The organism is Leptolyngbya sp. NK1-12, assembly GCF_032598965.1.
GTDB lineage: Bacteria > Cyanobacteriota > Cyanobacteriia > Elainellales > Elainellaceae > Elainella.
This window is the reverse complement of the sequence record NZ_CP053586.1, coordinates 3,573,381-3,587,665: the sequence shown is the minus strand read 5'-3', so window position 1 is coordinate 3,587,665 and position 14,285 is coordinate 3,573,381. Positions and strand designations below refer to the sequence as shown.

The 14,285-nt window shown below is 51.2% G+C and carries 12 protein-coding genes; 4 read left to right on the top strand and 8 right to left on the bottom strand.

Features of this window, described 5'->3' with window-relative positions; all coding sequences use genetic code 11:
- The first annotated feature begins 335 nt into the window (after positions 1–335).
- Positions 336–848 carry an alpha/beta hydrolase gene (locus HJG54_RS15100; protein ID WP_316429643.1) on the top strand — a complete coding sequence of 171 codons (513 nt, stop codon included), beginning with the start codon at positions 336–338 and terminating at the stop codon, positions 846–848.
- Between the two features lie 29 nt (positions 849–877).
- Here HJG54_RS15100 and HJG54_RS15095 read toward each other — a convergent pair whose 3' ends face one another.
- The 3 genes from HJG54_RS15095 to HJG54_RS15085 all read right to left on the bottom strand — a co-directional run bounded on the left by HJG54_RS15095 (position 878) and on the right by HJG54_RS15085 (position 2,838).
- Positions 878–1,618 (bottom strand): TVP38/TMEM64 family protein, encoded by a 741-nt coding sequence (locus tag HJG54_RS15095; protein WP_316429641.1) that lies wholly within the window; start codon positions 1,616–1,618, stop codon positions 878–880.
- A gap of 251 nt (positions 1,619–1,869) precedes the next feature.
- Positions 1,870–2,367, bottom strand: coding sequence for a hypothetical protein (locus HJG54_RS15090; protein ID WP_316429639.1), 498 nt, complete (start codon positions 2,365–2,367; stop codon positions 1,870–1,872).
- Between the two features lie 186 nt (positions 2,368–2,553).
- Positions 2,554–2,838: a hypothetical protein gene (locus HJG54_RS15085; protein ID WP_036006189.1), complete on the bottom strand. Its 285-nt coding sequence runs from the start codon at positions 2,836–2,838 to the stop codon at positions 2,554–2,556.
- Positions 2,839–3,813: 975 nt separating this feature from the next.
- Between HJG54_RS15085 and HJG54_RS15080 the strand changes: the two genes are divergently transcribed.
- Entirely contained in the window at positions 3,814–4,044 is a 231-nt protein-coding gene (locus HJG54_RS15080) for a hypothetical protein (protein WP_316429637.1), read from the top strand.
- Positions 4,045–4,422: 378 nt separating this feature from the next.
- Here the strand turns inward: HJG54_RS15080 and HJG54_RS15075 are convergent, their stop codons facing one another.
- Positions 4,423–5,817, bottom strand: a complete 1,395-nt coding sequence (locus HJG54_RS15075; RefSeq protein WP_316429635.1) for a cation:proton antiporter — start codon at positions 5,815–5,817, stop codon at positions 4,423–4,425.
- Positions 5,818–5,893: 76 nt separating this feature from the next.
- The gene (locus tag HJG54_RS15070) at positions 5,894–7,591 is read right to left on the bottom strand and encodes a SulP family inorganic anion transporter (RefSeq protein ID WP_316429634.1); all 1,698 of its coding nucleotides are present in this window, start codon (positions 7,589–7,591) and stop codon (positions 5,894–5,896) included.
- A gap of 1,053 nt (positions 7,592–8,644) precedes the next feature.
- On the opposite strand from HJG54_RS15070, the gene HJG54_RS15065 reads away from it, so the two are divergent.
- Positions 8,645–10,132 (top strand): CoA-acylating methylmalonate-semialdehyde dehydrogenase, encoded by a 1,488-nt coding sequence (locus HJG54_RS15065; RefSeq protein ID WP_316429633.1) that lies wholly within the window; start codon positions 8,645–8,647, stop codon positions 10,130–10,132.
- Here HJG54_RS15065 and HJG54_RS15060 read toward each other — a convergent pair.
- From HJG54_RS15060 to HJG54_RS15050, 3 genes are all read right to left on the bottom strand, one after another.
- The gene (locus HJG54_RS15060) at positions 10,129–11,031 is read right to left on the bottom strand and encodes an AraC family transcriptional regulator (protein ID WP_316429631.1); all 903 of its coding nucleotides are present in this window, start codon (positions 11,029–11,031) and stop codon (positions 10,129–10,131) included. The two genes, HJG54_RS15065 and HJG54_RS15060, sit on opposite strands and share 4 nt — an antisense overlap.
- A gap of 173 nt (positions 11,032–11,204) precedes the next feature.
- Positions 11,205–11,402, bottom strand: coding sequence for a hypothetical protein (locus HJG54_RS15055; protein ID WP_316429629.1), 198 nt, complete (start codon positions 11,400–11,402; stop codon positions 11,205–11,207).
- 167 nt (positions 11,403–11,569) lie between these two features.
- Positions 11,570–11,836 carry a hypothetical protein gene (locus tag HJG54_RS15050; protein ID WP_036006184.1) on the bottom strand — a complete coding sequence of 89 codons (267 nt, stop codon included), beginning with the start codon at positions 11,834–11,836 and terminating at the stop codon, positions 11,570–11,572.
- 335 nt (positions 11,837–12,171) lie between these two features.
- Here HJG54_RS15050 and HJG54_RS15045 point away from each other — a divergent pair, with 335 nt between their 5' ends.
- The gene (locus HJG54_RS15045) at positions 12,172–14,124 is read left to right on the top strand and encodes a DMT family transporter (protein ID WP_316429628.1); all 1,953 of its coding nucleotides are present in this window, start codon (positions 12,172–12,174) and stop codon (positions 14,122–14,124) included.
- Positions 14,125–14,285: the final 161 nt, after the last annotated feature.

The following is a 14,285-nucleotide window of genomic DNA, read 5'->3' as shown; positions in this document are numbered from 1 at the left end:
TGGTCAGCCGCTATCCCCAAAACTGCTCTTCACAAAAATTGATATTTAACTTTTGAGGGGTTCGGGGAGCTATAAGCCCCGTGCTGTACCCGTAGGGTCAGCGTCGGGAGGATGTCACGAATGCTTGCGACGATTTGAGCCATGTTCAGAGGGTTTCCCCAATCTGACTTGGCTTGCGATATGCTTTTAGGGCGTGGATAGGACATAGAGAAAATGCAGCCATGCTGATGCGCCAAGTCAAATCAGAACTGCCAAAATCAGGGATACCTCAGCTAGGACAAAGGGTCCGCCGAGCTGGTTACACCCTACTGCTGAGTGCCTGTTGCAGTCTACTGATGCCTTCTCAAGTCTTGGCGGCGGAACGGCTGGTCATCACCTATGGCCCCTTGCGGGCTGGGGTTTCAGTGCAAGATTTAGAAACGCTGGTCACCACCGATGAAGTTCCCGGTTCCCTGCGGTTTTACCTGGGGCTGGCGGGGCTTGATCCCAATTTGCTGCGAAGCGTGTTGAGCATGAAGCTAGGAGCCAGCTCAGATTTCATGACTGGAATGCTGGATTCTGACTCTGGACAGCAATTGCTCACCCAAATGAGTGAAGTGATTCACCTGCCGCCTGCTCGCTCCGAAATTCAGATTCTCAAAACTGCTGCACCCAATCGAGAACAACCCTCAGAACCGGACAATGTAGAAGCGCTCAGAGCTGCCTTGATCAAAGCTGCGGACGATCGGCAAGTGACGGTGCTAGAAGTGTTGCAGCACTACCCATCTGAGCGAGTTTATGTGAATGCGGTCAAGCTGATTCGCTTTGCCAATAGCTTGGAAGCACAGCCTACCGAGGCGATTGAATAGCTGGCTCCTGCTGACAGGCTACCGAAGCGCTACTCAACCCGAATAACATCCCGCAGTCCTAGCCAGTTATAGCGTTTGACGCCCCAGGGCAGTAAAACTAGCACTAGCACAAACAGGACGGCTATACAGATACCCAAGACCAGGCCACCCGTGAGGGCTGCGCCCATATGGGTGAGGAAAAAGATGCAGGGAATAATTCCCAGCAGACAGGTGGCGGCGTAGATGGGAAATGACATGCCAGAAATGCCCGCCCCGTAGCTAACTAGGTCATAGGGCATAAAGGGCAGCAGGTGCGAGACAAACACCAACCAACCCAGATATACCTCGCCTCGATGGCTAGAAAAATAAATCACCTTGCCTAGTAAGGCCCGTACCACCGAGCGGCCCAGCGTCCGACCAATAAAGTAGGCGGCCAGGCTGCCTAAATAAATGCCAATTACGCCAAAGAATCCAGCTAAATTGGGATCCCAGATGGCTCCGGCAGCTACTGTAACCGGGGTACTGGGAATTGGGCCAATCACAATCGCGACAAACAAGAACCCAATGTAGAGCAAAATCCCTAGCCAACCCATGGACTGAATCGAGTCAATCAGCGCGGCGGGCTGGGAAAAATCAATGCCGGATTGGGTTAACAGCCACCACGCCGTACTCAGACAGAACAACAGCAGCGACAAGGCAATTCCATTCTGGGCAGTGAAGAGGGCACGCAAGCGAGATCGGCGTTTAGAAACGGGTTGGGATTGCTTAAATTTTGGTGGGAGTTGCTTCATGAGGAACGGAACGAATTGGGCGCTAACTACCTATGCGAAAACTCGTCAGAGTTCTTGAATTTCAAACCCTCGGGTTTTCGAATAGGCACTAAGACATGACAGTACCTAGCCACCATAGGTTTCAGGGCGCTAAAACTGAACAACCCAAGGCTGCGCTAGGCAACTTCAATATCATAGGCTACAACCCCAAAAAGCTGCCTGAGCAGATCGCCCAGAATCTAGATTGGCAGCAAGGCAATGATGGGAGAGTCTTAAAACGACCAAAGACCGAAGATCAAGATGTGAATTAAAAACCCGGCCAGAACGCCATAGGAGCAGGAGAGCAACGATTTGGACGATAGCCGTTTGCCGAAGTAGAACAGGCCACCCAGCGTGAGGGAGATTAAAAACTCACCCAGGGGAAGGGTATGACTGAATTGACCAGAGACAAAGTCCACCAGGATTAGCAAAACCAGAATCCAAAGCAAGGCCATACCGAACAAGTTGACTTCTAGCACTCGGCTGGGGGGTTTGACGGAACGGGAGAAAAAGCTGCTGTAGGCGAGAATGATCGGGGGCAAAGCCGCTGCCGCCAAGCTTCTCAGTCCCACTTCTAGACCCACAGCAAAGGCTTGAGCCACAGCGCTCAACAGCAAACCGACAACTACTGCATAGGCAATCACAACCACCAACCGATTGATGGCATAGGTGAGTGGCCGATTCCTACGAGCACTTTCCAAATTGCCAGGGCGATCGGGAGATCTGGGCATGTTGGGTCAGAAAAGGAGGTAGAGTGCTTCTATACTATGGCGGCAATCAAGCCACGGTACCACTACCCAAGGAAGGACTTGGGGGGTGGGACCCTTCAGCTTGAGTAAAACGGCAAGGGGTGCAGGGAGAGAGGCAATAGCCAGGATTAGGACATTGTGGAATGCTGTTAAACCCTCAAAAAGCGCCTAAGCTCGAGGTGCATAGACTCCACCGCTGCAATAGACCCAGGCAATTCCATCTGGATCGAGCTGCTGTGTCCATTCGCTGAAGCCGGGCTGGCTTTTGCGTCGCCGAATCGTTTTAGGATTGGTCCCCAGCCGCTGAGCCAACTGACGACTAGAGAGGGCAGTGGCTTCCACGTCATCTAGTAAACCCAAGTAGGTATCCCAGAGCACGAATAAGGCAGCCAGCAGGACAAAGATGACCGCTTCTGGACGATTCAGCAAATTAGAGTCGGATGATTCAACCATAGGACAGAATCACGGCAGAGGTAAACGAACATGTGCCTGCTGTTTGTAGATTGTACCTGACGGTTGCCCTGATTGGCTGTGTTGCCCATTGCTAAACCGCAGCATAATCTGTCTCCAGTTCCTGTAATTTTTCGTGTGGGTTGTCTGCCAGCGGTAAGCTGCCTACACTCTGCCCAATTTCCCTTAACCCTCGTGTTGCCTCTACTGCAATGAATTACTTGAATAGATAATTGAAAAATAAATTTAATATTCAAAGTTAAATTTCATTTAATTTCAATCTAATATCTTAATTCTATCTACTTACTTATAACAAGCTCTTGAGTTTATAACAGAGATCTACAAAAAAGAAATAAAACGAATTTCTATTCAACCGTAGTTCGGTCCTAGTTCTAAAATTTTCTCAGCAGTAGGTAGATCAACATCATTAATTTGAAGATCCGTAGTGCCAGCGTCTCGCTGGCGTGGGTAAAACACTCGTACTACATCTACTGTTTAATCAGGTTGACCGACTTATTAGATTTTAGATTCGGTTTGATTAAAGCTTCAAAAGCAGACTGATGCTAAAACAACTCGGTGCTGAATCGAAGCAGAATAAACTGGAAGAAAATTGATGATTATGTAAGATATAAATCAATACAAAGAAATTATATAAAGAAAATCTATAGTCGCTCAAACAAATTTGAAGAAATCAAATATTGCTTTTAGCTGAGTTTGTTAATAAAGTGCAAACAGGACTGATCCTGATCAAGAATCGAGTTCTGCTTTCTAAATAAATACTTTTGGTGTTTCTCCTGCAGCTGTCACTACTGAGGCTTGTTTGCTGGTTTCTACTAGCAGAAGATAGAGCGCATTGTGAAATGCTGTAGCGAACCTATAGGTGAGTAGGTGCAGGCGCACACGTAGTGTTTATAAACGTATTGCAGAACTAATTCTAACTGTACCGTGAATAATATCTCAAACTGTTAGGAGACTATCATGCGGAAAATAACTGGAAGCCAACTTGATGTGAATGAAGGCTGGGCCGTGCATGTCTATGGCGGCGATCGGCGGCTGCTCTGCTCGTTCGGCTCTTCTCACTGCTGGCTATTTGTGCTCGGTCTAGTGGCAGGCGGATTGTTGACTGCTGCCTGGATTCGATGCGAACCTTCTAATGCTGACACCTCTTCGTTTTCTGCCCCCAAGCAAGCACCTCTAGCGATCGATTAAATAGATCAACCGAATTATTTTTAGATCCTATAGTGGAGCTATCTTGCCTGTCGAAAGCGGGACGCTCGCTCTATATTAAGTGGAACAACATAATTAAATATGAAACCCAAAGGAGGTGTTGTCGCTACCCTTCGAGCAGCGACAACACCCTGAGCTTAGTTTTAATTAAGTTGAATGACTTATTGTTTTGGTTGAATTACTTAAAACTGCTTGCCAATTAGAGCAAACAGACCATGCAGTGAAGGTTTTCGAAGCTGTAGGAACCCAAAAATACAAGCCTAGAAAAAGGGGAGCAGAAAGACTGGTAAACGTTTCTACTCCCGCTGAAGATGTTAGTTGTGACTGGTGATCTGAACTGTAGAGGTTTGAACTGCTAAATTAGCTGACAACTTGCTCGGCATCGGTAGCGGCCTCTGACTCTAGACCCCGATCGAAGGCAAATCGTAGGCAGGGAGGGGCAAGGAAGGTTGTCAGAATCACCATGATGATAATGGCTGCTTCTAACGGTTTGGTAAGAACGCCGCTAGCTGAACCGATGCCAGCAAACACTAAGCCCACTTCACCTCGGGGGATCATGCCTACTCCAATCGCAAGCCGGTTGATCTGCGGTTGACCAAACACAGCCCAACCGGTGATAACCTTACCAACAATGGCAACCCCAATCAGAAAAGCGGCAATCACCAAACCTTCTCGATTGGCGGGAATCGCTGGGTTGAGCACACCCAAATCGGCCTTAGCCCCAACCGTGACAAAGAAGATGGGAACCAGAATATCGGCAATCGGAATGATCTGTTGATCCAGTTCCTTTCGCCGGTCGGTTTCATCTAACACGAGGCCAGCAGCAAAGGCACCCAGGATTGCTTCTAGGTGAATGGCATTGGCCAGAAACGCCATCAGAAACGCAAAGATCAGGGCTGGAATTACCAATTTGCCGCGAGTTTCTAGCTTGTCAACGATGGCTACAAAGGCATTATTGAAGAATTTACCCAAGAAAATCGCACCCAACAGAAATGCTGTAGCGCTAATGATTAAATAAACCACATTCAGCACATCGACTTCGCCGGTTTTCGCCAAACTGGCAACCACGGCCAAAACAATAATGCCTAGAACATCGTCGATTACTGCCGCGCCGACAATAATTTGCCCCTCTCGCGACTTCAGCCGCCCCAACTCCGACAACACCTTAGAGGTAATACCAATGCTAGTAGCGGTTAGGGCTGCACCAGCAAAGATGGCCGGAATGGCCGGAACGTGAAACAGCAGCATCAGCCCAGCCGTACCGGCAGCAAAGGGAGCCACTACCCCCACCACCGCTACCAGAGCCGCCTGATAGCCTACTTTTTGCAGTTCCCGCAGATCTGACTCTAGGCCAATTTCAAACAGCAGGATGATGACGCCCAGCTCGGCTAGAACGGAGATTACCTCGCTCTGGGATTCAAACACGGCCTGTACCGCATCGGGTGTTAAGCCACCGATCCATTGCAGAACCGTCATGATTGCCGAATCGGCAGCAACCGCTCCGCTCTCCGGGAAAGCCAGTAAGTGCAAGGCAGAAGCGCCCACCACCACACCTCCGACCAACTCGCCTAAGACGGGTGGAAAATTTAACGAACGGGACAATTCGCCTCCCAGCTTGCTAGCAAAGTAAATCACCACCAAGCTCAGAAGCACGCCTGCCAGCACGACTGGCACATTTTCAGAGCCAACGGTGGCCAGCAGGGGCGAAAAAATTGGTGAGGGCAGTCCTTCAAAAACGGGTGCAATCAAATTCATAGATACTTATTCTCCAAATCTGCATCTCCAGTTGGGCCAAGCTAGTTAGCCTCTAGCCCAATCCTCTAATCGAAATTTATGCTGGCTCTAAACCGCCATGCTGGACGGGAGACTGGCTCAAAACCATCTGCTCACTGCTGCCAGCAACGGCCCGCCTCAACGCTTCGGTACGGCTGTTTAGCAAGTGATCCGCCGGAATCCGTTGAAAAACACCCAGTCGCTCCAAGCGGCGGTGTACCTTGCCCGTGGCTCCGACAATGTAAATCTGGCAGCCCTTGTCAATGGCATCTTTGATTACGTTCTCAATTTCTAGCGAGACGGTGACACCCAGTAGGGGCACATCGCTCAGGTCGAGCACTAAAGCGTCGATATCGCTAACCGCGTTATGGGTGCGAGCAATTGCCTTAGAAACACCGAAGATCATTGGGCCACTCAAGTAGAACAACAGCACCCGGCCCCGACCCTGATCCAGCAGTTGCTTGTCTTCAGCAGATAGGGGAATGTCATCATCGGCATCGCTGATCGCCTTGACGGTCTGGGACTGCATTTCACTCAAACGCTCGATCGTAAGAATGTTGGCAATAAACACACCCACGCCCACAGCCACAATTAGGTCCACAAATACAGTCAGGAACAGGACGCCATACATGATCAGCGTTCCTTTCCAAGACACCACATGTGCCCGCTTCAGGAAGCTCCAGTCCAGAATATCAATCCCTACCTTGAGGGCAATTCCGGCCAGCACCGCCATCGGAATATTTTGGGTCAGGCCAGCGGCCCACAGGACCACTAGCAGCAAAATCACAGCCCGCGTTAAACCCGACAGCGCCGATTTTGCGCCCGTTTGAATATTAACTACCGTACCCATCGTGGCACCGGCACCGGGTAAACCACCGCACAACCCCGAAACTAAGTTGCCAATTCCCTGGCCAATCAGCTCTTTGTTGGAATTATGCTCGGTGCGGGTCAAGCTGTCAGCGATAACGGCAGTCAGCAGCGTATCAATACAGCCCAGCATCCCCAGCATGGCCCCATCCACTAGCATCAGCGTCATTTGACCAGGGCTGAAGGTTGGTAGTTGGATCGTAGGCAGACCCATCGGAATTTCGCCAATTCGAGGAATATCTGCATTGGGGAAGGCATAGACCGAAACTAGCGTACCGACAATCAATGCGACCAATTGGGGCGGAGCGTAACGCTTCAGCTTGGATGGCATCAAGAAAATGATTGCCAGGGTCAGTGCACCCAAAATCGCCGCTACCGGATTGATGTTAGACAGCAATTCTGGCAAAGCCATAACCGTGCCTAGCACACCTCCCTTGGGCGCTTTTTGGCCGAGGAATGGCGCAATTTGTAGGATGATCAGAATCACGCCAATTCCAGACATAAAGCCGGAGATGACGCTGTAGGGCATCAGGGTAATGTATTTACCCAGGCGAAACGCCCCGAACAGGATTTGAAAAAGCCCGGCCAACATCACGACCGTGAAGGCCATTGCCAGTCCGTTCTCTGGATTACTTGCCGTCAGAGAACTGACAATGGCTGTCATTACCACCGTCATCGGTCCAGTTGGTTCCGAAATCAGAGTAGGCGTACCGCCAAATAGAGCCGCAAAGAAGCCAACGCAAACGGCTCCATACAGACCGGCAACCGGACCAGCACCAGAGGCCACACCGAAAGCAAGGGCTAACGGCAATGAAACAATTGCAGCGGTAACGCCTCCGAAAATGTCGCCGCGCAAATTTCTAAAATGGATGCGATTTGTTATTGCCATTGAGATAGGGTTAAGTAGACAGATGAATGATGCGTTTTATCGATAAAACTCTATACCAACGCCCTCATTGATAGAAGTAAATTGATATTAGTGGAAGTTTGTGATGCTGCGCAAGTAGATAAGTCCAACTAAATTTCTTATCTCTGGTTGAACTTCTGCTTATAAATCTGCATGATGGTCTCTGCGGGACTCGCTAAGTTTGTTAAGAATGATGAAGAACGATTTGGCGAATGATTTCAGTCATTAGTTGTGGGTTATTGGTTGTGGGTTATTGGTTGCTGATTGCCTACAATTCCCGTTCGGCTTAAAAGTCAGGGGATGCAGGGACTGAAGGGAATCTGAAATTCTAAAAAGTCATTCCTGATTCAGCGTGCCTAAGGCTAGTGAAGTACGAAAAACGGGGTGCAGAGGCACTGCCCCTGCGTGGGGCCGAAGCCCCCCCCATCCCCCATACCTCCCATGAGTGAAAAACGCTGTATCTATCCGATTTCTCTGGCTGGAAGTCAGTAAACTCTGACGAGTTTTTGAATTTCAAAACCCCGAAAGGGTCTTCGGATAGACTCTTAATGGTCTACTTAATGATTGTTAAATAAATAACTGAATAAACATCAGAGTGGTATTAAAAAGTAATGATGCAATACACTCACCTCGCCGCAAGCAGCGGGGTATTTCGGTTCACATGACCGAATACGAACGCCCCAAGGGTCGGGGAATCTAACCTCAAATAGATTGAAGTGATGGATGAAATACCAAATTGCGCCAATGCGATTCTCCAGCAATTTGGAAAACCACAACGTTTTCTGCATTAGTCAAAAACTTGCGGGCGCAAGGTGTGTTGTCGTTTTGCTTTGCAACGCTAGCGCGAACAGCGTAGCTGGTTCGCCCAGTTCCTTTGTCCATAGCCTGATAGCGATTGCTTGGAAACACCGCCGCATACGCTGCTAGAAATCGGTGTATGCAACTGCACACGTGGCGCTAGACTGGTGAAAACGATGTCCACAGTTGTTAAGCGGCTGCCTCAGCTTGGGTGCCGATGTCCATTTTGTCCTTCGCATGACCCAATCTACCCTTCCCATCCTGCAAAACTACATCAACGGTCAGTGGTGCTACTCCAGTGCGGGTGAATATCTAGATGTGGTGAACCCTGCAACCGCTGAGATTTTGGCTAAAGTACCGCTTTCTACGGCTGAAGAGCTGAATCGTGCGGCTGAAGCGGCTCAAACGGCGTTTTCGACCTGGCGGCGCACCCCTGCCACACAGCGAGTGCAGTATCTGTTTCGGCTGAAAATGTTGATGGAGGACCAGTTTGAGGAACTAGCTAACATCATTACGATCGAGTGCGGCAAAACCCTAGACGAATCACGGGGCGAAATGCGCCGAGCGATCGAAAATGTCGAGATTGCCTGCGGAATTCCGATGATGATGCAGGGCACGAATCTAGAAGACATCGCTAGCGGCATCGATGAGTTTATGATTCGCCAGCCTCTGGGTGTGGCAGCCGTAATTGCGCCGTTTAACTTTCCGGGAATGATTCCGTTTTGGTTTATGCCCTATGCGCTGGCCTGCGGCAATACCTACATTGTTAAACCCTCTGAGAAAGTGCCGCTGACCATGCAATTGGTGTTTCAGCTCATCGATCGGCTTGGCCTGCCTCCTGGCGTGATCAATCTGGTAAACGGCGCGAAGGAAACAGTCGATGCGATTTTGGACCATCCGGCAATTCGGGCGATTAGCTTTGTTGGGTCCACGCCAGTCGCTCGCTATATCTACAGTCGGGCTGCTGCCAACGGCAAACGGGTGCAGTGCCAGGGAGGCGCTAAAAATCCGGTGATTGTCCTGCCCGATGCCGACCTAGAAATGACGACGCGGATCACCGCCGACAGTGCCTTTGGGTGTGCCGGACAGCGCTGCCTCGCGGCATCGATTGCCATCACCGTTGGAGAAGCTCGCCAGACCTACACCGAAGCAATTGCAGAGGCGGCCACCAGTCGGGTTGTGGGCTATGGTCTGGAACCCAGTGTGCAAATGGGGCCAGTGATTACGCCCCAAAGCCGACAACGCATCGAACAGCTGATTCAGCAAGGGGCCGAGTCAGGCGCAACCGTGCTGGTCGATGGCCGTTCGCCCAATATTCCAGGGTATGACCAAGGCAACTTTCTACGGCCAACTATTCTGCAGAATGTGGATCCGGCTAGTGAAATCGCCAAAACCGAAATTTTTGGTCCGGTGCTGAGCCTGATCCATCTGGACACGATCGATGACGCGATTGCCTTAGTCAACAGCGGTCAGTACGGCAATATGGCCTGTCTGTTTACCAACAGCGGCGCGGCAGCCCGAAAATTCCGCTATGAGGCAGAGGCAGGAAATATCGGCATCAACATCGGCGTGGCGGCTCCCATGGCCTTTTTCCCGTTTAGCGGCTGGAAGGAAAGTTTCTTTGGTGACCTGCATGGCCAAGGGCAACATGCCGTGGAGTTCTTTACCCAGACCAAGGTGGTAGTGGAGCGCTGGAGTCAAAAAGATTGGTCGCGTCGGTTTTAGCACGCACCACAACCTAGAGCATATTGGCCGGGAGTAACTCCCATCAAACGTTTGAAGTGGCGGTTCAGGTGGCTCTGGTCGGTAAAACCAGTGTCGAAGGCGGCTTGGGCGATGGGTACACCCGCGCCAATCAATTGCTTGGCCTGCTTTACGCGCAGTTGCACCAAGTAGGCATGGGGTGGCAGGCCCACCTCGCGTTGAAACAGGCGCAGCAGCCGCAGGGGCTTCAAATTCGCAATCTTGGCCAGATCATCTAGGGAGATGGCTTCGGCATAGTGGGATTTGAGATAACGCAGGACCTGTTGAACCGCCTGGTTTTCCTGCCTGATCGAACGGATCCAGCAACGCCGCTCGGCATGCCGGGCAATCAGTTGGGCAAAGGTCCAGACAAACCGCGAATCGCATTCTAGTCGGGAACTGGCAGTTTCTAGAGCGTGATGCAAACGGCGCAGTTGCCCCGCTAGCTCAGCATCCTGGATAACCGGATTGGGGAAGTAGGGGATGGTTTGCTGTCCATCGGTGAGGACGGCATCGGTCAATTCGGCATAGGTTTGCTGCAACAGCTCCACGCCGGGATAAAACATGCGATATTGCCAGCCAGAGGGAACGCCTGCATGGCCGGTATGCACTTCGCCAGGATGCACAATCACTAGCGAGTTGGCGGTGGCCCGGTGGGTTGCGCCCCGATAGGTGAATTCTTCGACGCCGGCATCAATCACTCCAATCGCGTAGCTGTCGTGCGTATGGCGCGAGAAGGAATGGGTGACATAGGTCGCTTTGAGCAGCTCTATATCGCCCAGATCGGGATTACGCCAAAACTTGACCGTTTCTTTGGGGGCTGCGGCTTGAGGAGAAGGAAACGTACTGGCCGCCAATGATTGACCACGCGGGTTGACCATACGTCATTTAGAGAGCATCTTACCCTAGCTTACTGAAATTTGTGGAAAGGAGTCTTGTACGTTATTTTCAGGCTGAACCTCGTGCGGCTTTTCTGTGTCCTATCTCTGTTCTGTTAAATGCTGACAGATTTAGGTGCTTACAAATTGCTCACCCAATGACTGACCTATAGGACTCAACCAATGCAGAGACAGATTGGCGTGGGTTCGGGCAGTGGCGACTCAGGAGCATGAGTGAGCAAGAACTCGCCATAGTCTGCGAGGGTATCTAGGCCGATCAGCGTTAGCAAAATCTCTCCAGCTAACCAAACTGCCGCTTTTGCTAATACTTTTTGTCCTGTATGTCCTGTATGCCCTGTATGGCTTGCGTTCATAGTACTTCCCCACCCGCAATTCAGTCTGTCGCCTCTACTGCCTACAGTTCTAGGTTCGCAATGGCCGCTGAAACCCACGTGACCTGAAGCTAAAAAAGCGCTGAGAATTAGCTGGGGAAACTGATTTTTAGCTTTTTCTATGTTTCACAGCCTATGTTTCACAGCAATTAGGATTGCGGGGTGCGGTTGCCCTGGTTCGGATAGATCCGCTGCGGCAACAGGTTCCAGGCGGCTGCATCGGCGGCCCAGTTGCGAAAGATTTTCTGGCGAGCAAAGCAGTTGGCGAAGTGCCAGTTGTAGACTTGCTTCCAGGCCATAGGCCACTGGGCAGTTTCATCGGTTTGTTGGAGGGCACGTACATCGGCTTCTAGAGCTGCTGCATGACGTTGCAGAATCGCTTCTAGCGCCTGAAAATGAAGATCGGGCGATTGCACAGTAAGAGTTCTCCTGAATTCGAGTCACGGGTATTGAAGGTAATAGACATCCCCAATTGGGAAATTTGCCAATTTTGCCAATCAAGCCATCCAATTTTCAACTTTAGAGATATCATCACTGTCATCTGATACTGACATTTGCCGAAATCAGGTTTGCCCCGTCCTACACGGTTACGCGCTGTCACACTCAGTTCAGGATTGAGTTGGGCCTATCCAGATCGGGTAGAGTTGCTGGGTAAAGTCACTGAGTAAAGGTACTGGCTAACACCACTGGGCAAAGTCGATTTGGGGCGGTTCATTTAAAAAAGCAGATTAAAAGCAGAGGTTGCACGCTCATGGAGCGACTGGATAATTCATCAAACCCAAACCAAGCCAATCAAACCAGCCAAACCAATGGCTCCATCAACCGGCCAGCAGAGGATCCAACGGCAGAAGCCCTGCTGCGTTCAGTCACTCAAGATCTGCGCATTTTGCAGCAAGATTTGTTGACCCAGCTGAATCAGGACATTAGCCGCCTCCAGGCTGAAAAGTCCCGTCTGCTCAACGACATCGAGAAGCTCCAGACCCAGCAGCAGAGCTTGCAGTCGCAGCATGAGATTGATTTGTCGCGGCAGCAGTTAGCGCAGCAGCAGGCCTGGGCCAAGCAACTGGCCTTAGTTCTGGCGAATCACCTGCAAACCGCCCTCAACGAACGGCTGAATCAAACGCTGGGAGCGTATCAGGGCAATCTGCCCCAGATCCCGGCAGTCAACTCCGATCAGTCCTACCGCATGGCAGCCTCGCTAGACGAAACGATTGATCGCACCTTTGCCTCCCTCCGCCACGATATCAATAGCTACCAAAGCTCTCTGGCTCAGCAGCTCGAACGGATGCATACCCTAGGGCAGCAGGGTGAAGCGATTCTAGAGGTTTTAGTCAAACGCCTCAGTCAACAACTCCAGATCGAAGCCCGTAGCCAAGGCAGTCAGCGTCCTGCATTGGAACCCAACTTTCCGCCCAGAGAAATCAGTCCACCTGCTAATCTAGCCGTCCCACCCGAACCCACCTTCTCCCTAGGCACCTCCCGCCCCATCTCTTCCCCATCATCCTCATCGTCCCTCGTTCAGCAAGGCTCACGAGCCGCATCTCCCCCAAGCCCAACCTCCCACTGGAGTGATGCCCTTACCGCTTCAGCCACCAGCCGCGCTGATGAGCATCCTTTTGGTGTGATTGAACCGGAGCCAGAACCGGAAGAGCCTGCCGTCTCTCGTTCAGGCCGGGGGCGGCGTGTCAGCATTAAAACTGGGCTGGTGCTGGTACTGCTGTCTGCAGTTGTGATGTCGCTGCACTATGTCGTGGTAGGCATTATCGGTAATCCGAGTCAGTTGTTTGGGCAACAGGCGATTGGCGGCTACCTCAACCTCGATACATTCAGCAATGCTACCCTGCTGCTGTGGATTCGGATGCTGGTGGTGGTGCCGATTATGGTGGGACTAGCCAGCTACCTGCATCCCTCTACCCTGCGGGACGTGCGGGCCTTCTCTCGCTCTAAGGATCGGCGAACGCTCTGGGGGGTAATTGGCAGCGGTATTTTCTTATTTCTGTCGCAGGTGCTGCTCTACATTGCGATTGGGCAAACTGGGCCAGGAGTTGGAGTAGCAATGCTGTTTGTTTATCCGGTTGGCAGCTTACTGCTCGGCTGGCTGCTGTTTGCAGACCGGATCACACTCAGGCGACTAGGCATCATAGCGGCGATTTTGATTGGGGCGGTGCTGGCCGTCTATCCACTGCTGATGGCTGCAACTCCCTCGATGGGCGGAATTATTGCTGGTTTGGCCGCCGCCCTCACCTTTACCTTCTACCTGACGGCCATGCAAATTGGCGCTCGCAAACTGCATCCGATTCCAGTTAGCCTGATCCAGTTTGCCACTCTGTTTGTGTTGAGTAGCTTTAGTTTGATTGTGCTCGGCATTAAGGAGCAGCCCACCAATTGGACGCAGTTGATGATCGGCGGTGCGATCCTAGGGGCGCTAACCGTAGGCAGCTATGCTTTGAATCATTTTGGCATCCGAGCGGTTGGGGCAGCCCGTGCCGCCATTATTGCGGCTAGCACCCCAATCCTTACTGCTCTGCTCGCCTTTTTCCTCGTACCGGGAGAATTGACTACGCTAAAGCTGGTGCAAATTGTTGGAATTTTGCTGGTGACTCTGGGAGGCACAGCTATCAGCTTAGAACGCATGACGCTACAAAACAGGGCGATGCGACAAGCCAAACTGCGGGAGGAGACCAGAGCACAAGCAGAGGGCTAGCCAACCGGTCAACTAAGGCAACTTAAGTCGATTGAGTCGATCGGGATGGGTTGACTCGCTCAGGGTTTTTCTGTGCTTGGGTCAGGCGATTCCACAACTGTCTTTCTCCAATTTGGATTGGGGACTCAATTGGGGACTAATTTGAATTCGGATTCAGAATC